The following is a 23,418-nucleotide window of genomic DNA, read 5'->3' on the forward strand; positions in this document are numbered from 1 at the left end:
ACTTCCTTGTCTTTAGCTTTGGGGGTCTAGCCGAGCAGCTTGCGCTGGCGGTTCTTGTGGTCTGTGTACGTCTGGTAGGCCTGCTGGGTGGATTCGAGTTCGGAGACCTGCGAGACGGGAACGTCCCACCAAGATTCGGAGCTCGGAGCGTCCAGGAGGGGGTCCGATTCGACATGGATGACGATCGGTCCGCTGTCCTCCGGTGCCGCTTTCGCGTCCCGGATGGCCTGTTCCAGCTCGGCGATGACCTTCTCGCCCGGCTCGATCCGGATGACCTTCGCGCCGAGACTTTCGGCGTTAAGGGCAAGATCGATGGGCAGGTTCGCTCCGGCGTCGAAGGAGTGCTGTTCCTTGTCCAGCACGCGGTATTGTGTGCCGAAGCGCTGCGAGCCCAGGGACTCGGAGAGCGAGCCGATGGAGGCGTAGCCGTGGTTCTGGATCAGGACCACGATCAGCTTGATGCGTTCGGCGACGGCGGTGACCAGCTCGGTGTGCATCATCAGGTAGGAGCCGTCTCCCACCATGACCACGACGTCGCGGTTCTCGCCGCCCGCGGCGGCCTCGGCCAAGGCGGCACGCTTGACACCCAGGCCGCCTGGGATCTCGTAACCCATGCAGGAATAGGCGTACTCCACGTGGTAGCCGAAGGGATCCCGGACGCGCCACATCTTGTGCAGGTCACCGGGCAGGGAACCGGCGGCGCAGATGACAACGTCCTGCTTTTCCATCGCCCGATTGGTGGCGCCGATGATCTCGTTCTGCGCCGGGAGCGGCGTGTGCCGGGTGTCGAAGGCTTCGTCTACGATCGCGTTCCAGCGTTTCTTCTCCGCCGCGATCTTCTGCTCCAGGTCCGCGCCGACGCGGTATCCGCCGAGGGCCTGGTTCAGCTTGACGAGTGCCTTGCGGGCGTCGGCGACGATCGGCAGCACGGTGCCGTGCTTGTAGGCGTCGATCGCGGCCACGTTGATGTTCACAAACTTCACGTCGGGGTTCTGGAACGCAGTGCGCGACGCCGTCGTGAAGTCCTCGTATCGGGTACCGATGCCGATGATCAAGTCAGCTTCGGCCGCGATGGCGTTCGCCGCCGTCGTGCCCGTGGAGCCGATGGCTCCGAGCGAGAACTGGTGGTCCCACGGCAGGACGCCGACGCCGGCCTGGGTGTTGCCCACCGGGATGCCGGTCAGCTCGGCAAACTTGGCCAGCTCCTCATTGGCGAAGGCGTAGAGGACGCCGCCGCCCGCGATGATCAATGGCCGTCTAGCTGCGCGGATGGCCTCAGTGGCGCGGCGGATATCGTCGTCGTCGGCTTCCGGGCGGCGGATCCGCCACTCACGCTCGGCCAGGAACTCCTCCGGAACATCCAAGGCCTCGGCCTGGACATCCTGCGGCAGCGAAATGGTCACGGCGCCGGTCTCGGCCGGGTCAGTCAGGACGCGCAAGCCGTGGTGGAACGCCGAGAACAACTGCTCCGGACGGGACACCCGGTCGAAGAACTTCGAGAGCGGACGGAAGGCGTCGTTGACCGTAATGTCGTAGGCGTAGGGCAGCTCGAGCTGCTGCAGCACCGGGTCAGCCGCGCGGGTGGCGAAGGTATCGCTCGGCAGCAGCAGGACCGGCAGCCGGTTGGTGGTGGCCAGTGCGGCGCCGGTCAGCAGGTTCGAGGAACCAGGGCCGATCGAGGTGCTGATCGCGAAGGTCTGGCGGCGGCGCGTATGCCGGGCGTAGCCAACGGCCTGGTGCGACTGGGCCTGCTCGTTGCGTCCCTGGTAGTACGGCATGATGGTCGGATCGAGCTGCTGGTACTGCTTGAGGGCCTGCCCGACGCCGGCGACGTTGCCGTGGCCAAAGATCCCGAAGGTGCCCGGAATCAGGCGTTCCCGGTACTCACTCCCGCCCACGGAATCCACCGTGTACTGCTTGGACAGGAACTCGACAACCGCCTGGGCGACCGTCATTCTGCGCGTTGACATATTTTTCCCCATGGGTCTATTCCGATACTTTCGCAGGTGACTTCAGCAGCGAGGCGGCAGTGGCCACTGCACCGGCCACGTCTCCGTCGGCCGGATACAAAAGGGTCCGTCCCACAGTCAAGCCTTGGACCCCGGGCAAGGCAAGCGCGGCCTGCCAACTTGCGAAGACCTCATCCTGGCCTGCGTCCGGATCCCCGCCGAGCAGGACTGTGGGCAGCGTGGTGGCGGCCATGACGCGTTCCATTTCGGCCACGACCGGAAGCTTCATCCAGGTGTAGGCGCTCGTGGAGCCCAGGCCCTGCGCGATCGCGACGGACTTGATGACGGCATCCGGCGAGAGGTCGTTGCGGACCTTGCCGTTTGCCTCACGGACGGACAGGAACGGCTCCACCATGGCAATCAGCTTGCGCGCTGCGAGGGAATCCACCGCCTTGGCCGTGGCTTCCAGGATTGACGCCGTATCCGGGTCGCCAAGGCAGATGCGGGTGAGCATCTTGCCGCCGTCGGCGCCGAGGGCGTCCAAGGCGGCTGCGGTATGGCCCGTGAATCGGTCGTCGATTTCGTTGACCAGTCCGGCGAGGCCGCCACGGTTCATCGAACCGAAGACGAGCTTGCCGTCGAGGGCGCCGAGCAGGAGCAGATCGTCCATGATGTCCGGTGAAGCCAGGACGCCGTCGACGGCGGGATTCGCCAAAGCGATCTGCAGCCGGTCCAAGAGATCCCGGCGGTCAGCCATCGCCACCGGGTCGGCACCTACGCTCAGGGCGCCGCGGGCCGGGTGGTCGGCCGCGACGATGAAGTTCTGGGTCCCGTACTTCAGCCCCGGGTGGCGGCGACGTGCTGCGGCGGCGCGGGCAACGGCGTCGGGATCTTCAAGCCGGAGCGCACTCAGGTGCTCGTAACGGCGGGGATCATCATTGAAGCTCAACGTGTTGCTCCTTCGGAAACTGCTGCGTGGGAAGCTGCATTGGTGCCGGCCGGGGTCAGGCGGCCGCGTTCGGCGAGCAACGAGGTGACTTCCTCCGGCGTCGGCATCGCGTCGGCGCAAGAAAGCCGGGAGGCGACAATCGCGCCGGCAGCGTTGGCGTAGTCCAGGATCTGGGCCAAAGGCCAGCCGGACAGCAGGCCGTGGCAGAAAGCGCCGCCGAAGGAGTCCCCCGCGCCCAGGCCGTTGACGGTCTCAACGGGGACCGGCGCGGAGACGACGCGTTCGGTGCGAGTCTTGGCCATGACACCCTCGGGGCCGAGCTTGACGACGGCGATCTCGACGCCCGCGGCCAGCAGCCGGTCGGCCTGCTCGTCCGGTGTTCCTTCGCCCACGGCCACGGCACATTCCTTGTCATTGCCGATGGCCACCGTGACGTGGGGCAGGATCTTGGCGACCTCTGCCCGGGCCTCGTCCTCGGAAGCCCAGAACATCGGCCGGTAGTCCAGGTCCAGGATGGTGTACTGGCCCCCGCGCAGGCCGGTGCGGGGCCGGGCTTCGTGAGCTGCCAGGTGGGCGGAGCGGCTGGGCTCCTGGCAGAGGCCGGTCACCGTGGACCAGAAGATGCCGGCGTTCTTGATGGCGTCCAGGTCCAGTTCCTCGGCCTTGATCTGCAGGTCCGGTGCCGTGGGGAATCGGCCGTAGAAGTACAACGGGAAGTCGTGCGGGGGCTGGATCGCGCAGAACGTGGCCGGCGTTTGAAGGCCCGGCACCGGGGTGACGAAAGCGTCGTCGACCTTGAACTTACGCAGCTCGCGGTGCAGGTAGATGCCGAAAGGGTCGTCGCCCGTACGCGTGATGACGCCACTGCGGCGGCCGTGGCGGGCTGCAGCAACGGCCACATTGGACGGCGAGCCGCCAAGATACTTGCCGAAGGATTGCACGTCCTCCAGTCCCACACCGATGTCGTTCGGGTAGATATCAACGCTGATGCGCCCGATGGTGAGCAGTTCGTGGGTCACGGTGATCGCGGACCTTTCTGTAGTGAACTCTTCTTGCGGGACGGTGAGAGCTCCGGTGCTTTTGCCGGCCCGCACGTGAGCGGGGCCACAGCACTACTTTGCACCAGAATTCATGTCCTGTCAAAGGTTTGTACTGACATATTTACAACGAAACGTAAAGGCCTAAACTACTGCGCGGCGCACCCTGAATCAGCGCCAAATCGCCGGAGTTACCGGGCAGGAACGGCGAGCTCTCCAGTGACATACTGGGCGCGACCGAAGCCGAAGGACCAGTCATCGGCGGTGTTTTCCACGTAACCGATGAAGACATCCTCGCCTGCAACACCAATCTCGCCGAGCTGGGCGGCAATGGCAGCGAACAAAGATTGCTTCGCTTCGCGACTACGCCCGCCCTGGGTGAATATCTGGATCATGACCACGCCGGAACTTCGTTCAAAACCAAGCCCGGCATCCTGCGCAACAATCTGGCCGGAAAGATGCTCAGTGATGATGTGGAAGTAGTCGCGCTCCGGGATGCCATACTCGGCAAGGATGGCATCGTGGATTCGCTTGCTGAGTTCGCCGAGCTGCTCCGGCGTGCGGCCTTCGTTGACGTCGATGCGGACGAGGGGCATATGCTCTCCTTGAATAGTTTGTCCTGACATACTAACAAACTATCGATTCGGACCACAAGCCTTGGTCCTAACACCCCGTCCACATCGACGCTCGCTCACATAACAGGCCTTCCCCGCCAACGCTCGCTCACCTATGGCGCCCGAATCGCCAACGCTCGCTCACAAATCCGGTCTTGACCGCCAACGCTCGCTCACAAGAGGTGAGCGAGCGTCCGGCCAGAACCCGCCATACGTGAGCGAGCGTCCGGCCAGAACCCGCCAAAGGTGAGCGAGCGTCGTCCGGGCAGACACTCGCCCGCCCTGTCCAGCAGTTAAACGACGACGGCGCCCGTCACCTTCACGTGGAAGGTGACGGGCGCCGCCGAAAGGGCCCTGCCGTGGTGCTAGAGAGCCGCAAAGACCTCGCGGAGCAGCTTGGCGGTCTCGGACGGCGTCTTGCCGACCTTCACGCCTGCAGCTTCGAGGGCTTCCTTCTTGGCCTGTGCCGTACCCGCAGAGCCGGAGACGATGGCGCCTGCGTGGCCCATGGTCTTGCCCTCGGGGGCGGTGAAGCCTGCAACGTAGCCGACAACCGGCTTGGTGACGTTGGCCTTGATGAAGTCGGCTGCGCGCTCTTCGGCGTCGCCACCGATTTCGCCGATCATGACGATTGCCTTGGTCTCGGGGTCAGCCTCGAACGCTGCCAGGGCGTCGATGTGGGTAGTGCCGATGACCGGGTCGCCACCGATGCCGATGGCGGTGGAGAAGCCGAGGTCGCGCAGTTCGTACATCATCTGGTAGGTCAAGGTACCGGACTTGGAAACCAGGCCGATGGGGCCCTTGCCCGTGATGTTTGCCGGGGTGATGCCAACCAGTGCTTCGCCCGGTGTGATGATGCCGGGGCAGTTCGGCCCGATGATGCGGGTGATCTGCTTGCCGTCAGCGTCCACGGTGGCCTGGGCGAGTGCCCAGAACTCGGCGGAATCCTGAACCGGCACGCCTTCGGTGATGACAACGACCAGGCCGATGCCTGCTTCAATGGCCTCAACCACGGCAGACTTGGTGAATGCCGGCGGCACGAAGACGATCGAGACGTCAGCGCCAGTCTCCGCGATGGCTTCCTTGACGGTGCCGAAGACGGTGATATCCTTGCCGCCGTGCAGGACCGTGGTGCCTGCCTTGCGGGCATTGACGCCACCGACGATGTTGGTGCCGGCCTTGAGCATCAGGGAGGTGTGCTTGGTGCCTTCGCCGCCGGTGATGCCCTGGACGATGACCTTGGAGTCCTTGTTGAGGTAGATAGACATAGTCTTGCGTCCCTTACTTCGCTGCGTTGGCGAGTTCGGCGGCCTTGTCGGCGCCCTCGTCCATGGTGGCTGCCAGGGTAACCAGCGGGTGGTTGGCCTCGGCCAGGATGCGGCGGCCCTCTTCGACGTTGTTGCCGTCGAGGCGGACAACCAGCGGCTTGTTGGCGTGGACGCCAAGCTCGGCAAGTGCGCCGACGATGCCCTTTGCCACAGCGTCACATGCGGTGATGCCGCCGAAGACGTTCACGAAAACGCTCTTGACCTGCTCGTCGCCAAGGATGACGTCCAAGCCGGCTGCCATGACCTCGGCAGAAGCTCCACCGCCGATGTCCAGGAAGTTGGCCGGCTTGACGTTGCCGTGGTTTTCGCCTGCGTAAGCAACGACGTCGAGGGTGGACATCACAAGACCGGCGCCGTTGCCGATGATGCCAACCGAGCCGTCAAGCTTCACGTAGTTGAGGTCCTGCGCCTTGGCCTTGGCCTCGAGCGGGTCAGCCGCGTCTTTGTCTTCGAGTTCAACGTGGTGAACGTGGCGGAAGCCGGCGTTCTCGTCCAGCGAGACCTTGCCGTCGAGCGCAACAATGTCGCCCGCGCCCGTCTTGACCAGGGGGTTGACCTCAACCAGGGTCGCGTCTTCCTTCTTGAAGACGTCCCAGAGCTTGAGGATGACGGAGGCGACCTTGCCGCGCAGTTCCTCGGAGAAACCTGCTGCGGCAACGATTTCGTCGGCCTTGGCCTGGTCGATTCCGACGGCGGGATCGATGGCAACCTTGGCGAGGGCCTCGGGGCGTTCTACAGCGAGCTGCTCGATTTCCATGCCGCCTTCAACGGAGCACATGGCCAGGTAGTTGCGGTTGGCCCGGTCCAGAAGGACGGAGAAGTAGTATTCCTCAGCAATGTCTGCGCCCTGGGCGATCATGACCTTGTTGACGGTGTGGCCCTTGATGTCCATGCCAAGGATGTTGGTGGCGTGCTCAAGCGCTTCGTCAGCGGACTTTGCGACCTTCACACCGCCAGCCTTGCCACGGCCACCGACCTTTACCTGCGCCTTGACGACGGTCACGCCGCCAATGTTCTCGGCTGCAGCCTTTGCTTCTTCAGGGGTGTGCGCCACGATGCCGGCGAGCACGGGTACACCGTGCGCTTCGAACATATCGCGCGCCTGATATTCAAACAGGTCCACGGTTTAGTGTCCTTCTACGTCGAAGTAGTTTCTGTACAGCCGGAAACCACGGTGACCGCGAAAACCGGCTGCGGATAGGTGCACATCGAACGGCCGCCAGGCAGCCGGTCACATTGCGCAAGTTCCTCTCGAACTTTAGCCCCCCGGGGAGGCCAGCCGGTTCTACAGTACCCGTTAAGTGAGTAACCACACACTTCTATCGACCGTAGAAAAACCGCTATATGACGCGGTTTTACCGAGCATGCTGCCACCGTCATGCTAGGACGACAGGACGCAGTTAGTCGCTAGGAATCCAGTTTGGTCAGCGGCGCGTAACGCAACAGCAGTCGCTTCTCCCCGACGTCGAACTTCACCTTCGCCACAGTCTTGTCGCCAGCCCCCTCGACGCCAATCACGGTGCCGTTGCCGAAGCTGGTGTGGTTCACTTTGTCCCCCACGACGACGGCGACCACTTCCTTTTGCGGCTGGACCCGGTTGCGTACGACGGCGGCCGGCACGTCGGCGTTGAAACCGGCGGTTGGGCTAGCGGCAGCCCCGCCGGAGGTGCCCGCCCCCCAGAAGGAACCGCCGTAACGCCCGGAGCCGATGGGCGCGTTGCCCCAGCCGCTGACCTGCCGGGAGGTGCCTTCGCGCTTCCACTCCACGAGTTCGTTCGGGATCTCTTCAAGGAACTGGCTGGCGGGGTTGTATTGGCTCTGGCCCCACATGCTGCGGACTTCCGAGCGGGTCACATACAGGCGCTTCCGTGCACGGGTAAGGCCCACATAAGCCAGGCGGCGCTCTTCTGCCAGTTCCTTGGGGTCCGTTGCTGAGCGCTGATGCGGGAAGAGCCCGTGTTCCATGCCGGTCAGGAAGACCACCGGGAATTCCAAGCCCTTGGCCGTGTGGAGGGTCATGAGCGTGACCACGCCCATCCGCTTGGCCTCCGCAACTGCGGCGGCTGCGTCCTCGGAGGATCCCTCCGGGGCGTCCGGGATCTGGTCGGCGTCGGCCACGAGGGAGACTTGCTCAAGGAACTCCCCCAGCGAGCCTTCGGGGTTGTCACGCTCGTATTCGCGCACCACGGCCACCAATTCGGCGAGGTTTTCCACGCGCGATTCGTCCTGCGGGTCCGTACTGGCGCGAAGCCCCGCGAGGTACCCGGTCTGTTCGAGGACAGCCTCAAGGGCGGCCGCAGCCCCCGATCCGGAAGCCACCTCGGCCAGGTCATCCAGGAGCTTCACGAAGCCCAGAACCGCGTTCACGGAGCGGGTGGCCATGCCGGGAGCCTGGTCTGCCTTGCGCGCCGCCGCCATGAACGACGTACGCTCACGCTCGGCCAAAGCCGCCACGGCGCCCTCGGCGCGATCGCCGATCCCCCGCTTGGGTTCGTTGAGGACGCGACGCAAATTGACGTCGTCGTCCGGGTTCACCAGGACACGAAGGTACGCGAGGGCGTCCTTGATTTCCTTGCGCTCGTAGAATCGGGTGCCACCTACCACTTTGTACGGCAGGCCCACGCGGACCAGGACGTCTTCAATGGAGCGGGACTGGGCATTGGTGCGGTAGAAGATGGCCACATCGCCGGGACGCAGGCCGTCCTCGTCCTGGAGCCGGTCGATTTCCTTGGCGATGAACTGGGCTTCGTCGTGCTCATTCTCCCCGACGTAACCGATGATCTTTTCGCCGTCGCCTTCGGCCGTCCAGAGTTTCTTGTCCGGACGGTTCGGGTTGCGTGAAATAACGGAGTTCGCAGCGCTCAGGATGTTCTGCGTGGAACGGTAGTTCTGCTCCAACTTGATGGTGCGGGCTTCCGGGTAGTCGTTCTCGAATTCGACGATGTTGCGGATGTCCGCACCACGGAAGGCGTAGATGGATTGGTCCGAGTCGCCGACGACGGTGAGCTCGCTCGCGTGGGGACCCTCGCCGACGATTTCGCGGACCAAGGCGTACTGGGCGTGGTTGGTGTCCTGGTATTCGTCCACGAGGACGTGCCGGAAACGGCGGCGGTACGACTCTGCGAGCGCGGGGAAGGCCCGGAACATGTAGACGGTCTGCGCGATGAGGTCGTCGAAGTCCATGGCATTGGCTTGGCGCAGGCGCTGGGTGTAGCCCTTGAAGACCTCGGCAACGGCCTGCTCGAAGGGTTCGTTGTAGTTGGCGCTCGAGGCGAACGCATCGTCGTCGATGAGCTCGTTCTTGAGCGCCGAGATCTTGTGCTGGATGGCCTTGGGCGCGAAGCGCTTGGGGTCGATGTCCAGGTTCTTGGCCACGAGCGTGATGAGCCGCAGGGAGTCCGCGGAGTCGTAGATGGAGAAGTTGGAGTTCAGCCCCACGTTGGCAGCCTCGCGGCGCAGGATGCGCACGCAGGAGGAGTGGAAGGTGGATATCCACATGGTCTTGGCGCGGCCGCCCACCAAGGCTTCGATGCGTTCCCGCATTTCCGCGGCTGCCTTGTTGGTGAACGTGATGGCCAGGATCTCGCCGTGATGGGCCCGTCCGGTGGCGATCAAGTAGGCAATGCGGTTCGATAGCACGCGGGTTTTGCCCGAACCTGCGCCAGCCACGATCAACAATGGGCTGCCGGCATGTTTGACGGCTTCCTCCTGTTGCGGGTTCAGCCCCTGGAGCAAGGCTTCCGCAGACGGCAAGCCCGAGTGGCCCCGACCGTGCCCACCACTGGACGCCGCACCGCCGGGCGTCCCGCCCCGGGACACCCCACCGGACTCGCGACCACCGGACACACTGTCACCGGGCGCGCCGGGTCCGGCTTCGTGCCCCAGCTGGCCGCCGGCGTCGGGCAAGCCTCGTTCGAAGTCCGGCAGCCCACCTCCGGCGCGCGAAAGCATGGCCGGAGCGGCCTTGGTGGCAGCTCTGCTGGCAGCTTTGAAGGGACCATCCGCGTACGGGTCAAACAACATATCCATGGTGTTTACCAGTCTAGGCGGTGGCTCCGACACCGGATGTCCGGATACCACTCACGAGCCCTGGCCAATCCCCCCCAAGGGACATGCCCCCTCCTCGCCTGAACCAGTGGACATAACAGCACTATGTCCACTCCTCACACCAAGGGGAGCGCATGCTCACAGGAACCGCAGCACTATGTCCACTCCTCACACCAAGGGGAGCGCATGCTCAGGTGAGCTGCGGCACCGAGGTGAGCGCCAGGCGCAACTCCCGGACCGCCGTCGGACCTCCGGCAATGAACCAATCGAGGCCGTTAACGCGCACGACGTCGGTGTCCCCGCCTGCCGCGCGGACGATCGCCTTGCCGGGGAGCCAGTCCCACTCGGGGCAGCTGTGTTGAAACCAGCAGCCCAGTTCGCCGTCGGCCACCCGGCCGAGATCGCAGGAGCCGGATCCGAACATGCGCAGCGAGGCGGTGGACACCGCTGCGGCGTGCCACGGCATGGCGGCGCGGGGATCGGCCAGCCACGTGGGGTGGATGTAGGTGGCGGCGCCGAGTTCGCTGAGGGCCGCCCCCGATGGTCCGGAGATACGTTCATCGTTGAGCGTTGCGGGGCGGCCTTCCCCGCCAATCCAGAGCTTGTCCAACTCGGGCTGGTAGACGGCTCCGAGGATGACGTCGGCATCCGAGGCGACGCCGTGCGATGCCGGCCGCTCGTGCTTCAAGGCGATCGCCGAGCACCAGTACGTGGAGCCGTGCAGGAAATTGTAGGTACCGTCCACGGGGTCGATCACCCACATGCGGCCGCTGGTTCCTGCCACCGAGCTTCCCTCTTCGCCAAGGATGCCGTCGTCCGGACGGCAGCGGCGCAGCTGTTCAAGGACATAGGCCTCGGCCGCATGGTCCGCGGCGGTCACCACGTCCGAAACCGAAGTCTTGCGTTCTCCCTGCAACCCGCCCATCCGCATCAGCAGGGCAAGTTGCCCGGCTTCCCGGACCAGGGCAGCAGCCAGTTCGTAGTCGTCCAGCGATGGGTCAAGTTCTGTGGCGGAGTGCCTGCCAGTGGTCATGGGTCCAGCTTATGTGGCGGGATAATGATTCATATGGCCAAGACCCCTGCCCAACGCATCAAGAAACACGGCGCCAACGCTGCCGTCCCGCAGCACCACTTGCCGTCCGTGGTCAATCCCACCACGCAGAGATCTCCCGAGAAGGCGCAAAGCAACGCAAAGCTCGTTGTGATCGCCGGGGTTGTGGCCAGCCTTTTCCTGTTCTGGTACGTGCATCTCCTGACCCTGAACCAGATGATCCAGTTGTCGGGCGGCATGGCCATGCCTGATTCCCTCATTGGCGGATTCTCCACGGATTACGTCCAGCAGTTGCACTCCGCGATGAACGATGACGCCCGCGGCCAGCTCAGCTACATCCACAAAACCGCCGGAACCTTATTTCCGCTGATCTTCGGCTTCACCTGGCTTCTGCTTATCGGCACCAACGTGGCCGGCAAGGCACTGCGTTGGATTCTGTGGGCGGTTCCCCTGCTGTTCGCGGTGGTCCGTTTGTGGAGCAACGTTGCGGTTGACGCCGCGCTGGCATCTGCCACGCCCGACGCCGGACTGGTGGCTTTGGCGTCCACGCTCACCGTCTTGGGCTGGGTGTTTTTCCTGCTGAGCCTTTTGGCTGGCGGCGCGGCTGTGTTTACGGGGCGTCGGCGTTCAAAGAGCGCCTGACGATCCTGGGTTCCCGATGCACTCGCTGCGCCACCACCAGGCCAACGAGCGAGAGCCCTGGGAGGAGGCCCAGGGGCGTTACTCCTGGTCCGGACCGGTTTCCGGGGCGAGCATCTCCCGTGCCTGGAGCGCACGCTGGGGGGCTCCGGCGCTGTCGAAGCGATCGGCCGCTTCGATCAGGCTGTCCTTCGCTGCCTGCTCGTTCCCGGTACCGGCATAGGCCCGCGCCATCAAGAGGAATATTTCGCCCGCCATCTGCGGCGGCAGCTGGTCGGCGCGGCCCCTGATTTCGTCCAGCAGCTCAAGTGCCGCTCCGGCGTCTCCCGCCAGATAATTCCAATGCGCGCGGTTGAGCCGAAGCAGGAGGATTTCCTCTTCGCTGCCTCCGACGACATCCGTGGCAAGCTCCGCCCGTTCAATGCACCGCAAGGTGGCGGCATCTGCCACTTCGGCGGCCAGCCTCATCGCTGCCGATGCCTTGTTGAATTTGGCCCAGACATCAAGGTTCCGGGAAGGGGAAAAGGTTTCCGCTGCAAGCTCATGGTAGTGGAGCCCTTCATCGACCTTGTCGCAAAGGAAGGCCACATTGCCGATCACCCAGTACGCTTTCCCGGCTAGCTGGTCATCCATTTCATCGGAGATTCTTGCCGAGAGGGACAAGCACTCCCCCCAGGCTTCCTCCAGCTTGCCGGACTCGCCAAACGCGGCAATCAGCGCCTGCCTGGCATGGACGTCGATTTCCATGTCGGCGTCATCATCGACCAATCCAACTGCCGACGCCGCAGCCGAGGTGGCCATCTCCAACAGCCCTTCACCCCGCAGGGAGTTCGCCATCAAGATGAGTGCCCGGGCCCGGTGTTGGGGTGAAGCCGCAGCCAACGATGCCTCGGAAAGGGACCTCGCCAGCGCAGTGCTCGCAGCGAATTCACCTGCGTCGAGAAGATTCTCTGCTTGAAGGAAAGTCATGTTCCACCATCCGGCGGAATCGCCCTCATCACGGGCAATATCAGCAGCCGAGCGCGCGCCATCGGCAGCCTTGGCGAAGTCGTGGCTGGCCCGGTGCCCTCTCGCTTGCAGTTCCGCGGCGGCGTACGACGGCGCAACCTTCTTTTCTCCCATGGCTCCATTATGTCTCTGAGACACCCCCGCCGATGATTCAGGCGAGCGTTTAGCATGTTTCTGCACCGAGTGGACGAATACTGATGACACGGCGTGTCGCTGCTCCTATAATGAGCATGCTTCACTTCGTTCACTTCAGTCGCATCAGTCACTCATATCAGGAGCTTCCGCATGAAAAGAACCATCGCCGCTCTCCTCGCTGCCGCAGCAATCTTGCTTGCCGGAATTTCCGGCTCGGCAGCCGTTTCAGCCAGCAGCGAGAGTCCCTCACACGACTCGTCCATAGCCACTGGCTGGTGGCCGAACTTCGCCCAGAACTCGACGGAAGCCACTGGTTGGTGGCCCAACTTCGCACAGAACTCGACGGAAGCCACTGGCTGGTGGCCCAACTCCACCACTCCGAACTCGGCAGAAGCCACTGGCTGGTGGCCCAACTCCACCACTCAGGGTTCGCCTCAGGCCACTGGCTGGTGGCCCAACTCCACCCCGTCCAATTAGCAATACCTGAAAGGCACCGGCCCAAGGTCCGGTGCCTTTCAGTTGCCGCTTAGTTGCTGACGCAACTCCGTTCAGGCGCCGCGCAGCAGTTCCGCGAATTTCTCCGGTGGCATGGGCCGGCCGAAGTAGTACCCTTGGCCGCTGGCACAACCGAGGCGGGAAAGCTCAGCCGCTTGGTCTGCCGTTTCGATGCCCTCAGCAACTGCCTGCATTCCACAGGCATGGATGAGCTGAAGAACCGCCGCCACAAAGTCCCGTTCCTTGTCGTCCGTGCCCAAGCCCTGGATCAGGGACCGGTCAATCTTGACCACGTTGACGGGGAGGTTGCGCAAGTAGCTGATGGAGGAATAGCCGGTACCGAAATCGTCGATCTCCAAGCGGATCCCCAGGCGCCGGAGGCCGGTCAGTGAGTATTTGTCGATGTCGCTGCCGTTCACGGCCATCGACTCCGTGAGTTCGATGACCAGTCTGGATGCTTCCACTCCGGTTTCGGCAAGCACTTCCCGCACATGCTCAATCAATTCCAGGCTTTGAAGTTCGGTTGTCGAAATATTGACCCGCATGCTGAAGTCTTCGTCCACGCCGGGGCCGTCCTGCCACTCGCGCAATTGCCGCATCGCTTGGCGAAGAACCCAATAGCCGAGATCGATGATGATGCCGGTTTCCTCGGCCAACGGAATGAACGCATCCGGCATCAGCAATCCCCTGTCGGGGTGGTTCCACCGCACCAGCGCCTCCGCGCCTTCAATGCGGCCCGAGCCCAACTCGACAACAGGCTGGAAATAGAGGACCAGCTGATCTGTCCGGATGGCTTCACGCAGCTCCGAGATCATGAGGCCCTGGAGTCGGCGCGCATACAACAATGCCGGCTCGAAGACCCTGACAGTGCTCCGCTGCTCGGCCTTTGCCGCATACATGGCCGTATCGGCTTCCATCACAAGATCGTCCACTGAACGGCCGGGTTCGCCAACGGTGAGCCCAATGCTGGTTCCGCAGATGATCCTGACTTCGCCAATCTCAATGCTCTCGCCCACGGCCCGGAGGATTCGTTTGGCAACCCCGCGTGCGTGGGCCGCATTGGATTTGGGCAGCATGACGGCAAACTCGTCCCCGCCGAGCCTGGCCACCGTGTCGCCTTCGCGGACCGCCGCGAGCAAGCGCTTGGCGGTGACCTGCAGGACAGTGTCACCGGCGCCGTGCCCCAGGGTGTCGTTGATGCCCTTGAACGAGTTCAGGTCCAGGACAAGCAATGCGGGTGGAAGTTCTCCCCGTTCGGACTCCGCCAGCTCGTGGCTCAATGCTCTGTTGAGGGCAGTGCGGTTGGCTAGTTGGGTCAGCGGATCGGTGAGGGCCATCCTCTCAAGTTCGATTTGGGCCTCGCGCAGCATGGCCGTGCGGTTTTCTACCCGCTCCTCGAGTTCCTGGTAGATGGCTTGAAGATCGTCCGCCATGAGGTTGATGCCGGTGATAACGGCAGCCACTTCGTCTCGCGGACCCGAGACCGGGATCCGCGTGCTGAGGTCGCCGTCCGCAATCCGGACTACCCCTTCAACCAGGGCAAGGAGTCGAGGATCCTGGGACTCATGATTCACGGTGGTGCTCTCTCAACCAGTCGCGAGCTTCCGCCTCGGAGGTGAAGAACCGCGCCGGAACTGATTCCGGCTTTGCGCGAAGGAGGTAATGGGCGATCACCCGATCGACGGGGCTTTCCCCTAGCAAGGCACATGCTGAAACAAACACTGAATTTGTGTAGGCCAGGCGCGCCTCGTTCGTCACAGACAGCACTCCGGTCACCGTCAGCAGCAGTGGCAGCCTCCGCCCATCCGCAAAAGCACGGACGGCCGCGGCGGCAGCCTGGGCTTCCGGCGAGCGGACCACGGTGTTGGGAGGCAGGATGACCTCAACGATGCCGTCTTGCGACAAGTCGACGGTGATCTGTTCCGCAACGCCGAAGACCGCTTCCGAAGAAGCATGAAGCGCACCATCAGGAAGCTGGGACTCCTGCGCAGGCAGTGTCTGGGCGCTCACCGCTGTGTGGCCTGCCGCCGTCGGGCAATCGGCCCGCGAAAGTCCCGAAAGGCACGAACCAGGAGGTAGGACGTTTCCTTTATGGGGAATATGAAGCCTGCGTGTCCCGTGCGACGCAGAACAAGCTGATGAGTCATGGGTCCTATGTTCTGCCGTGTCGATCAATCTAGTCAGCGCCAAGCTGCGTGGAACCCTCAGCCCGGCGCCATTCCGGTGAGTGCACTCATGATAATGCACAGACTGCCCTCCCAGTGACATGAGGCTACCCCTGAAAACTCAGCGTCTTGCAAACCGCGCCGCTGTTCGCCGTACTTCCCGGACCCGGTGCGCCATCACCAGCCCCGCAGCACAAAATCCGATGGTGATCGGATAGGCCATCAGGCGTTCCAAGGTTCCGGACTCGGGGACATCCATCCGGGTCAGGCCGCCCACCACGAGGGCGCCCAGCGACACCGCTCCAGCCACCAGAATGAACCAACTCATGGGCGTATGCGGCAGCCAAAGCAGCCCGAGGAGCAACAGGGCGAACGCTCCGCCGATGAAGAACATGAGTGCGCACCACGCTCAACTGCGCCCAGCCGCCAATGATCGATCGGGTCGAGGCCAGGTCCGGCAGGTAGCCGCCTGGTGCGGCCGGCACCGTCATCTGCTGTCTCATGCGGGCCAGCCTAGCGGCACGTGCCAGAAGGTGCCGGTCCGTCGGTGTTCGAGGGCTGCCCCGGCAGCTTGTATGCTTGTATGCGTGCCCGGCCAGCGGCTCCCAGGAGCTTCCCGCACGCGCACAGGCCCTCGTAGCTCAGTGGATAGAGCACGGCTCTCCTAAAGCCGGTGTCGTTGGTTCGATTCCAATCGAGGGCACTTGAAAGACCAGCCGCGCAAATCGTCTCCGACGCAAGACCTGCGGGCCTATCTGCTGGGCAGCTGGACCGTGGAACGGTCCCTGTGGGACCGCGCGAGCGGCACCCGCGGTACCTTCACCGGCGTCGTGCGCTATTCAGAAACCCCCGACGGCGGGCTCCTCCTTCGCGAAGACGGCACCATCATCTGGCCCACCCACACAGGCCCGGCCTTCCGCGAATACCTCCTTCGGCCTTCGGACTCCCCCGTCGCCATGGATGTCTACTTCCCGGATGGGAAACCCTTCCACCGCATGAGCTTCGGCGACCGTGCCAACAAGGACAGCCACTGGTGCGATCCTGATGACTACAAAGTCAACTACGTCTGGGGCGGACCGGATGCCTTTAGCTACGCTTGGGACGTCCATGGACCAGCCAAGGATCTGCTGCTGGAATCGCAGTTGAGGAGAGAACAATGACCCAAAACGGCCCGGCTAAGGATCTGATTGTGGTTAGCGCTGTGTGCGTCTACGACGACGCCGGGCGGCTGCTGACGGTACGAAAGCGCGGCACGGACAAATTCATGCACCCTGGAGGGAAGCCGGAACCCGGTGAAACCGCGGCCCAGGCGGCATCCCGCGAGCTGGCCGAGGAAGTCGGAATCGCCATCGACCCCGAGGACCTGCAGCCCTTGGGAAGCTGGCTCGCAGTCGCCGCCAATGAGGCCGCCACGGACATCGAGGCCACCGTCTTCACCGCACCGGGCACGTGGGAAGCCCATCCTTCGGCCGAAATCGCAGAGATCCGCTGGTTGGATCTCTCTGCTGAACTTCCGGACGATCTGGCCCCGCTACTGACGCACCATGTCCTGCCGATGCTTGCGAAAAGATAAGGCTTCGCACGCAAGGAAAATCCGCGTCTAACACGGCCTAAACTTCTCGGTTTTCCCATGAAAATCCAGCGAGAACTGACTATAGTGGTCGCACAGTTTGTTTTAACTTGATACAGGCTGCATTGTCAGATCCAGCTGGGGGATCGCATGCAATCTCTTGAACAGCGCCGACGCGCCTGGGGAGACGTCGGCGGAGAAGTCGGCGCGGAATCCGGCGGAGAACGGACAAGGTTCCGTGACACTCCGCGCGAGGTCAGGGCCTGCTCGGCTGCGGGAATCGCCGCTTGGGCGGCGCAACTGGGTTCTCCCGCGCCGGAGGCTCCGCGTTCCCGCAGAATGGCGAGGACCGGCGGGATAGCGTCGATCTCGGCCTTGTTGCTCTACCTGACCTGGCGGATCGCGTTCACCATGCCACTTGGTGGCTGGGACCATGTCATCGCTTGGACGCTGGTGACGTTTGAGGCCCTCCCCCTTGTGGGGCTCGTCCTGAAGTCCATCACGCTGTGGAATATCGATTGCCATGCGCCCGAGCCGGTTGTCGAACCGCCCAATGGCATGAGGGTCGCGGTGTTGATCCCCACGTACAACGAACCGGTGGAGGTCCTTGCCCCCACTATCGCCGCTGCGTGCGCCCTTCAACCGAGCCACGAGACTTGGGTGTTGGATGACGGATCCCGCCCATGGGTTGAAGAGATGTGCGCATCCTTCGGCGCGCGCTTTGTAACCCGCGCCCAGCACGACCATGCCAAAGCGGGCAATATGAACCACACACTGGATCTGATGGCCGCAGAGGAAGCCGCCGGCAAAGACCTCATAGACATCATTGCCGTGCTGGACTGCGACCACGTACCCCTCCCGACATTCCTGACGGCCACCTTGGGCTGGTTCGCCGACGAGGAAATCGCCCTTGTCCAAGGGCCGCAGGCGTTCTATAACTCGGGGGCCTTCGACGACGACGGAATCTCCGGCGAGCAGGGGTTGTTCTTCAACGTCCTCATGCCTTCACGCAACGTTCCCGGCGCGGGGCCTTTCTGGTGCGGGTCAACATCCTTGCTCCGGGTCAAGGCACTTCGTGAGGTAGGTGGTGTAGCAACCGAAACCATTACCGAGGACATGCACACCACCCTCAAGCTCATCCGGATCGGGTGGAAGACCGTGTACCACCACCAAACCCTGGCAGTGGGCCTGGCCCCGGCAACGGCCGATCAGTACTTGCTGCAACGCCGCCGTTGGGGCATGGGCGCGATGCAGATCCTTACATACGAGCGCCTGTGGGCCGCCAAGAGCTGGATGACCTGGCGGAACTTCCAAGAATACATTAACGGAACCTTATGGTGGCTGGAAGGCATTGCCACCTTGATTGCGTTCATAATTCCGGTCGCGGTGATGATCTCAGGAGCCCAGACCTCCACCGCCGGCCCCCTGGAGTTCACCCTCGCCTTTGGAGCCATGTTCTGGGTCCGTTTGTGGGGCGCCAAAAGACTCATGCGCCACCAGATCCATTGGCCGACGGCGTTCGCCCTGCGGATCTTCCGGGTTCCTGTTGGCATGGCTTGCCTTTGGTGGCTCGTCTCGCGCAAGACCCTGGAGTTTCAAGTCACCCCCAAAGGCGCAGCGGAACTTCGACTCCGCGGACGGGCCCCGCGGATCCTCATTGTGCTGATCTTCATCGTGGCCGGGATCATTCTCTACGCAACCGCGGGAGTCCTGGGATGGGTGCCCTGGCGGACAAGTCCCGGCTCCACGATTGCCGCCGGCGTCTGGCTGGTGCTGGCCGGAGTTGTCTTGGTGCTTGGAACGCTCCGGATTCGAGCCGCCGAATTCGCCACATCACGAAGGAGCGCCCACCGGGTCACCGTCAAAGTACCCGTCACGGTTGAGGGGGTCGCGGGCGAATTGCTTGACATCTCCATGGGTGGCGCCGCAGTTCGACTGGAGGCCGACGCGCTGCCGGAGGCTGGCCGCGTTCACCTGGTCCTGCCTGGGGCCAAACCGATTGCCTTGGACATCGTTCGGGTCTGGTCCACGTCAAGGCAGGGCCGCACGGCGTCACTGCAGGTTCGCGACGGTGATTGGAACGCCTATCGAAGCCTGGCACTCTGGCTGTTCCACACTCCCGACAATGTGTTGCCGGGCTTTCCCGCTGGGGTTCCTGCCGTCGCAACCCGCGAGTCGTCATGACTGGAGACAAAATGCGCGAGCCCAAGCTGGCTTGGAAGATCGCCGCCGGAGGCGCGGCAGTCATCATCCTGACTATGGGCCTCGGAGCCAACCAAGGGACGTCGGCGGCACAGACCGTCGGCGATTTCGCTATCCTGGCAGCCGTACTGCTCGCTTCAGCCAGTTGCGCGCGCGCTGCCCTGCGGCGGGACGAAAGTGCCCGCGCCTGGTGGTTCATGGCCCTGGCCACGCTCGTCTGGGCCGTGGCCCAATCAATCTGGACGTTCTTCGGACTCACCCTAGACCACGACTATCCCTACCCCTCGATAGCCGACGCGGGTTTCGTCGGTTATTCGATACCGGCCGCCATCGCCCTCTTCTTGTTTCCGCGCCCGCAGGCATCCCGCGTTGCCTTCCTGCGTGCATTATTGGATGCGGCTGTGATCGCCGCCGCCGTGCTGTTCATGAGCTGGGCCACCGTCCTCGGGCCCATGTACAAAGCAGAGGGGCAGGAAATCCTCGTCCGTCTCACTGGCCTTGCCTATCCGGTTGTCGATGTCGTGATGGTCTCAATCGTCCTTATGCTCACCATGCGGAGGGCACCCGGGGAGCGCCTCAGGTGGGTTTGCCTGGGTGGCGGGCTCCTGGTCCTCGCGTTCACGGACAGTGTCTATGTAAGGCTGACCTTTGACGGCGTCACCGGGCTGACCGGCACGCCACTGACAACAGGCTGGATCACAGCGTTCCTGCTCATTGCCCTCGCACCGTTGGTCCCACACTCTGCGCGGACCCGAACAGACCGCCGGATATATACGCTGGCCTTGGAACTACTGCCCTATGTTCCGGTGTTCGGTGCGGTCATGGTGGCCCCCATACGCGTCGGGCGCCCCAGCGACCCTTTCCTTCAGACCGTGGGTCTCATGGTGCTGGCTCTGGCCATTGTGCGCCAGGTGCTGATGGTTCTTGAAAACATCACCCTGACACGGGACCTCGAATCCAAGGTTGCCCAGCGGACTGCCGAACTCGAAGGTCTGGGCGCCATTGTGAACTCATCGGCCGATGCCATCGTGGGCAAGACCCCGGACGGCGTCATCACCAGCTGGAATCCCGGGGCTGAAAGGATCTACAGGTACCGCGCCGATGAGGCAATTGGACGGCATGTTTCCTTTCTCATTCCCGAGCATCTCCGGGACGAAGAGCAAGGCCTGATGGCGGTTATCGGAGCCGGTGGGGAAACGCGCAGCTACGAGACGGAACGACTACGAGGCGACGGCTCCATTGTGCCCATCTCCCTGACGATGTCCCCCATCCGCGGTGCTGGCGGCATCCACGGAGTTGCCACGATATCCCGCGACATCACCGAACGTCGGCTCGCACAGGCCGAGTTGGTGACTGCGCGGGAAGCCGCCGAGGAAGCCAGCCGCTTGAAGTCGGAGTTCCTGGCAACGATGAGCCATGAAATCCGCACACCGATGAACGGCGTGATTGGATTGACCGGTTTATTGCTGGACACCCCCTTGGAGGAAACACAGCGCCAATATGCCGAGGGCGTCAAGGGTGCGGGCGAAGCCCTGCTGACCCTGATCAATGACATTCTGGACTTCTCGAAACTCGAAGCGGGCAAGGTCGACTTGGACCCCGCACCCTTCAATCCACGCACCATGGTGGAGGAGCTCGCAGCCCTCCTGGCGGAAGCCGCCCAGGCCAAAGGCCTGGAACTCATCGCGTACTGCCGGCCGGAGGTTCCGGGGATGCTCGTCGGCGACGCCGGACGCATCAGGCAGATTCTCCTCAACCTGGCTTCAAATGCCGTGAAGTTCACCCCTTCCGGGGAAGTCGTCATCAGCGTCAAGGTCGTGGAGCAGGACACCGCAAACGTTCGGGTGCGCTTCGAAGTCCATGACACCGGGATAGGGATCGAGGCAGCAAACCATCTCAGGCTCTTCGAGTCGTTCTCGCAGGCCGACGCCTCCACCACCCGGCGGTACGGCGGAACCGGCTTGGGACTGGCGATCTCGCGGAGGCTCACCGAGGTGATGGGCGGCGAGATCGGGGTGGACAGCTCCCTGGGAAACGGCAGCACTTTCTGGGCCACCCTTCCATTGGGAGTGACAGGTCCTGCCGCAGCTCCGCCGTCGATCTCCCCCGATCAACTGACGGGACTCCGGGTCCTGGTGGTGGATGACAACGCGACCAACCGCTTGGTGCTCGAAGGGCAACTGGCGGGCTGGCGGATGAAACCGGAGGCTGTAAGCGATGGCCAACAGGGCTTGGACCGTTGCCGCGAGGAAGCCGCCGCCGGAAGTCCCTTCGACATCGCGGTGATCGATATGTGCATGCCCCACATGAACGGGCTGGAGCTGGCGCGCAACCTGAGTACCGACGTCGCGTTGGAATCCATCCGGATCATCATGCTGACGTCCACCATGAATGTGGACAAGACGGAACTCGTGGCGGCCGGGGTCCAGGAGTGGCTCACGAAGCCCGTGCGCAGCTCCGAATTCTATGATCGGCTCATGCGCCTTGTGGCGACCCGTCCGGTCGGCGCTCCGATCGTTTCTCCCGCGGTCCCCGCGAGCATCAGCCAGCCTTCGCGTGGCCGGATTCTGATCGTGGAGGACAACGAGGTCAATCAGCTCGTGGCCCGGAGCATGGTTGCAAAGTTAGGGTACGAGGCCGACGTCGTCGCTGACGGAAGTGACGCAGTTGCCGCCACTGGTGCAACCGCGTATGCGGCGGTGCTGATGGACTGCCATATGCCCGTCATGGACGGATTCGAGGCCACCAAGGCCATTCGGGAACGGCAAAATGGCCACCGCAGGCTCCCCGTCATTGCCATGACCGCCGGGGCCCTGGATGAGGACCGTGACCGCTGCCTTGCCGCCGGCATGGACGACTACCTCACCAAGCCGGTGGACATGGGCAAATTGGACCAAGTTCTCACACGGTGGATACCCGAGTCAGCGAAGGAAAGCACCGAACCTGCCCTCGACCCCGCGAGGCTGGAAACATTGCGCGCCCTCGGCGCGGCGGACGGGCTGGGGTTGCTGCCTGCCGCGGCACAGGCCTTCCGGCAAGACATTCAACCAACCTTGGAAGCACTCCGCCAAGCTCTGGACAACGGAGGCGGAGACGCTTTCAGGCAGGTAGCCCATAAATTGAAAGGCTCCGCAGCCAACATTGGAGCCGCCCGCGCGGCCCGGATGTGCGAGGAGATGGAACACGGCTCCTCGGACGGAGCGCCTGTTGATCGCGCCCTCCTCGCCAGTCTTGAAGCCGAACTGGCCCTTGTTGACAAGGCGCTGGACGACGCCTTGTCGGTGGCCCCATGAAGGTGCTGGTCGCGGATGACGACTTCGGTTCCCGCCTGGTAGCGAAAGCAGCAGTGGAGCAGTCCGGCCACGAGTGCATCGTGGCGGCGGACGGCAGCTCTGCCTGGGAGCTGTATCGGCAGCACCGCCCGGAGGTGGTCGTGACTGACCTGATGATGCCCGGACTCGACGGACTCGACCTCTGCAGGGCCATCCGCTCCGCGGAAGAAGACTCATATACGTATCTTGTCCTCGTCACCTCGAAGGACTCACGGGAGGACGTTGTCGCCGGCATGAAGGCTGGTGCAGACGACTACGTGGCCAAGCCACTTGATCCGTTCACCCTGCATACCCGCCTTCTGGTGGCGCAAAGGGTTACTTCGCTGCACACAGACCTTGCGCGCTACCGCGCTGCGCTCACGGAGCAGGCCCGGACCGATCCACTGACGAAGCTCCACAACCGGCTGAAGCTCTCGGAAGACCTGGAGCAGCTGCACCACAAATGCGCGCGCTACGGAACGGATTACAGCCTGGCCATCTGCGACGTCGACAATTTCAAGAGTTACAACGACATTTATGGCCACCAAGCAGGCGACTCGGCGCTGCAGGCCGTCGCGGCTTCCCTTGCCGGGCAAGGGCGTCAAAGCGATGGAATTTACCGGTTCGGCGGGGAAGAATTCCTTTTCCTGCTGCCGGGTCAGACTGTGTCCGGGGCAGAAACGAGGCTAGAGCGTGCCCTGGCGGCGGTGCACGGCCTGGGCATTGCCCATTCCGGGAATCCCTCCGGGACCCTCACGATGAGTGCCGGAGTCTCTGCCTACGTGCCCGACCACCGGGTCAGCAGCGAACGGCTCCTCAAAGAAGCCGACATGGCCCTGTACGCAGCCAAGTCAGCCGGCAGAAACCGCGTGGAAGTTGCGCCGGAAGTTCGTCAACATACCCGAAGCTGAGGCAGAG

General features: G+C 63.4%; 19 protein-coding genes and 1 tRNA gene. 8 read left to right on the plus strand and 12 right to left on the minus strand.

Annotation, left to right across the window (positions count from 1 at the left end):
* Positions 1 to 26: 26 nt before the first annotated feature.
* The 8 genes from iolD to AC3ANQ_RS18075 all read right to left on the minus strand — a co-directional run bounded on the left by iolD (position 27) and on the right by AC3ANQ_RS18075 (position 10,957).
* Complete coding sequence (iolD, locus tag AC3ANQ_RS18040; protein ID WP_488305368.1) at positions 27 to 1,955, minus strand: 3D-(3,5/4)-trihydroxycyclohexane-1,2-dione acylhydrolase (decyclizing); 1,929 nt, start codon at positions 1,953 to 1,955, stop codon at positions 27 to 29.
* 31 nt (positions 1,956 to 1,986) lie between these two features.
* Positions 1,987 to 2,898: a Cgl0159 family (beta/alpha)8-fold protein gene (locus AC3ANQ_RS18045; RefSeq protein WP_488302297.1), complete on the minus strand. Its 912-nt coding sequence runs from the start codon at positions 2,896 to 2,898 to the stop codon at positions 1,987 to 1,989.
* Positions 2,895 to 3,917, minus strand: coding sequence for a 5-dehydro-2-deoxygluconokinase (gene iolC / locus AC3ANQ_RS18050; protein ID WP_488302298.1), 1,023 nt, complete (start codon positions 3,915 to 3,917; stop codon positions 2,895 to 2,897). The genes AC3ANQ_RS18045 and iolC overlap by 4 nt, the downstream gene beginning before the upstream one ends.
* 209 nt (positions 3,918 to 4,126) lie before the next feature.
* A complete protein-coding gene (locus AC3ANQ_RS18055) occupies positions 4,127 to 4,531 on the minus strand; it encodes a tautomerase family protein (RefSeq protein WP_488302299.1) in 405 nt (134 codons plus the stop codon).
* Between the two features lie 383 nt (positions 4,532 to 4,914).
* Positions 4,915 to 5,817 (minus strand): succinate--CoA ligase subunit alpha, encoded by a 903-nt coding sequence (sucD, locus tag AC3ANQ_RS18060; protein ID WP_488302300.1) that lies wholly within the window; start codon positions 5,815 to 5,817, stop codon positions 4,915 to 4,917.
* A gap of 13 nt (positions 5,818 to 5,830) precedes the next feature.
* Positions 5,831 to 7,000 carry an ADP-forming succinate--CoA ligase subunit beta gene (sucC, locus tag AC3ANQ_RS18065; RefSeq protein ID WP_488302301.1) on the minus strand — a complete coding sequence of 390 codons (1,170 nt, stop codon included), beginning with the start codon at positions 6,998 to 7,000 and terminating at the stop codon, positions 5,831 to 5,833.
* Positions 7,001 to 7,284: 284 nt separating this feature from the next.
* Positions 7,285 to 9,906: a DNA helicase PcrA gene (pcrA, locus tag AC3ANQ_RS18070; RefSeq protein WP_488302302.1), complete on the minus strand. Its 2,622-nt coding sequence runs from the start codon at positions 9,904 to 9,906 to the stop codon at positions 7,285 to 7,287.
* Positions 9,907 to 10,114: 208 nt separating this feature from the next.
* Complete coding sequence (locus AC3ANQ_RS18075) at positions 10,115 to 10,957, minus strand: inositol monophosphatase family protein (protein WP_488302303.1); 843 nt, start codon at positions 10,955 to 10,957, stop codon at positions 10,115 to 10,117.
* Between the two features lie 33 nt (positions 10,958 to 10,990).
* On the opposite strand from AC3ANQ_RS18075, the gene AC3ANQ_RS18080 reads away from it, so the two are divergent.
* Positions 10,991 to 11,617 (plus strand): hypothetical protein, encoded by a 627-nt coding sequence (locus AC3ANQ_RS18080; RefSeq protein ID WP_488302304.1) that lies wholly within the window; start codon positions 10,991 to 10,993, stop codon positions 11,615 to 11,617.
* Between the two features lie 78 nt (positions 11,618 to 11,695).
* On the opposite strand, the gene AC3ANQ_RS18085 is transcribed toward AC3ANQ_RS18080, so the two are convergent.
* On the minus strand, positions 11,696 to 12,736 hold the full coding sequence (locus AC3ANQ_RS18085; RefSeq protein ID WP_488302305.1) for a hypothetical protein: 1,041 nt from the start codon (positions 12,734 to 12,736) through the stop codon (positions 11,696 to 11,698).
* A gap of 171 nt (positions 12,737 to 12,907) precedes the next feature.
* Here AC3ANQ_RS18085 and AC3ANQ_RS18090 point away from each other — a divergent pair, with 171 nt between their 5' ends.
* The gene (locus AC3ANQ_RS18090) at positions 12,908 to 13,234 is read left to right on the plus strand and encodes a hypothetical protein (RefSeq protein WP_488302306.1); all 327 of its coding nucleotides are present in this window, start codon (positions 12,908 to 12,910) and stop codon (positions 13,232 to 13,234) included.
* Positions 13,235 to 13,305: 71 nt separating this feature from the next.
* On the opposite strand, the gene AC3ANQ_RS18095 is transcribed toward AC3ANQ_RS18090, so the two are convergent.
* The 3 genes from AC3ANQ_RS18095 to AC3ANQ_RS18105 form a co-directional block, all read right to left on the minus strand.
* Positions 13,306 to 14,826 (minus strand): putative bifunctional diguanylate cyclase/phosphodiesterase, encoded by a 1,521-nt coding sequence (locus AC3ANQ_RS18095; protein ID WP_488302307.1) that lies wholly within the window; start codon positions 14,824 to 14,826, stop codon positions 13,306 to 13,308.
* Complete coding sequence (locus AC3ANQ_RS18100; protein WP_488302308.1) at positions 14,816 to 15,262, minus strand: DUF7793 family protein; 447 nt, start codon at positions 15,260 to 15,262, stop codon at positions 14,816 to 14,818. The genes AC3ANQ_RS18095 and AC3ANQ_RS18100 overlap by 11 nt, the downstream gene beginning before the upstream one ends.
* Before the next feature lie 276 nt (positions 15,263 to 15,538).
* Positions 15,539 to 15,811 (minus strand): hypothetical protein, encoded by a 273-nt coding sequence (locus AC3ANQ_RS18105; protein ID WP_488302309.1) that lies wholly within the window; start codon positions 15,809 to 15,811, stop codon positions 15,539 to 15,541.
* A 236-nt stretch (positions 15,812 to 16,047) separates the two neighbouring features.
* On the opposite strand from AC3ANQ_RS18105, the gene AC3ANQ_RS18110 reads away from it, so the two are divergent.
* From AC3ANQ_RS18110 to AC3ANQ_RS18135, 6 genes are all read left to right on the plus strand, one after another.
* A tRNA-Arg gene (locus AC3ANQ_RS18110) sits at positions 16,048 to 16,120 on the plus strand.
* A gap of 1 nt (position 16,121) precedes the next feature.
* Positions 16,122 to 16,577, plus strand: a complete 456-nt coding sequence (locus tag AC3ANQ_RS18115) for a DUF6314 family protein (protein WP_488302310.1) — start codon at positions 16,122 to 16,124, stop codon at positions 16,575 to 16,577.
* Positions 16,574 to 16,990, plus strand: coding sequence for an NUDIX hydrolase (locus tag AC3ANQ_RS18120; protein WP_488302311.1), 417 nt, complete (start codon positions 16,574 to 16,576; stop codon positions 16,988 to 16,990). The genes AC3ANQ_RS18115 and AC3ANQ_RS18120 overlap by 4 nt, the downstream gene beginning before the upstream one ends.
* Before the next feature lie 147 nt (positions 16,991 to 17,137).
* Positions 17,138 to 19,171: a glycosyltransferase family 2 protein gene (locus AC3ANQ_RS18125; protein ID WP_488302312.1), complete on the plus strand. Its 2,034-nt coding sequence runs from the start codon at positions 17,138 to 17,140 to the stop codon at positions 19,169 to 19,171.
* A gap of 11 nt (positions 19,172 to 19,182) precedes the next feature.
* A complete protein-coding gene (locus tag AC3ANQ_RS18130; protein ID WP_488302313.1) occupies positions 19,183 to 22,482 on the plus strand; it encodes a hybrid sensor histidine kinase/response regulator in 3,300 nt (1,099 codons plus the stop codon).
* Positions 22,479 to 23,411: a GGDEF domain-containing response regulator gene (locus AC3ANQ_RS18135; RefSeq protein WP_488302314.1), complete on the plus strand. Its 933-nt coding sequence runs from the start codon at positions 22,479 to 22,481 to the stop codon at positions 23,409 to 23,411. The genes AC3ANQ_RS18130 and AC3ANQ_RS18135 overlap by 4 nt, the downstream gene beginning before the upstream one ends.
* Positions 23,412 to 23,418 lie beyond the last annotated feature (7 nt).

Source organism: Arthrobacter sp. DMZ02-1R, from assembly GCF_057747935.1.

Coding starts and splice junctions, on each gene's coding strand:
- AC3ANQ_RS18125 (WP_488302312.1), top strand. CDS start 17,138: ATGCAATCTCTTGAACAGCGCCGACGCGCCTGGGGAGACGTCGGCGGA.
- AC3ANQ_RS18120 (WP_488302311.1), top strand. CDS start 16,574: ATGACCCAAAACGGCCCGGCTAAGGATCTGATTGTGGTTAGCGCTGTG.
- AC3ANQ_RS18080 (WP_488302304.1), top strand. CDS start 10,991: ATGGCCAAGACCCCTGCCCAACGCATCAAGAAACACGGCGCCAACGCT.
- iolD (WP_488305368.1), bottom strand. CDS start 1,955: ATGACGGTCGCCCAGGCGGTTGTCGAGTTCCTGTCCAAGCAGTACACG.
- AC3ANQ_RS18075 (WP_488302303.1), bottom strand. CDS start 10,957: ATGACCACTGGCAGGCACTCCGCCACAGAACTTGACCCATCGCTGGAC.
- AC3ANQ_RS18130 (WP_488302313.1), top strand. CDS start 19,183: ATGCGCGAGCCCAAGCTGGCTTGGAAGATCGCCGCCGGAGGCGCGGCA.
- AC3ANQ_RS18055 (WP_488302299.1), bottom strand. CDS start 4,531: ATGCCCCTCGTCCGCATCGACGTCAACGAAGGCCGCACGCCGGAGCAG.
- AC3ANQ_RS18085 (WP_488302305.1), bottom strand. CDS start 12,736: ATGGGAGAAAAGAAGGTTGCGCCGTCGTACGCCGCCGCGGAACTGCAA.
- AC3ANQ_RS18090 (WP_488302306.1), top strand. CDS start 12,908: ATGAAAAGAACCATCGCCGCTCTCCTCGCTGCCGCAGCAATCTTGCTT.
- pcrA (WP_488302302.1), bottom strand. CDS start 9,906: ATGGATATGTTGTTTGACCCGTACGCGGATGGTCCCTTCAAAGCTGCC.
- sucD (WP_488302300.1), bottom strand. CDS start 5,817: ATGTCTATCTACCTCAACAAGGACTCCAAGGTCATCGTCCAGGGCATC.
- AC3ANQ_RS18105 (WP_488302309.1), bottom strand. CDS start 15,811: ATGTTCTTCATCGGCGGAGCGTTCGCCCTGTTGCTCCTCGGGCTGCTT.
- AC3ANQ_RS18135 (WP_488302314.1), top strand. CDS start 22,479: ATGAAGGTGCTGGTCGCGGATGACGACTTCGGTTCCCGCCTGGTAGCG.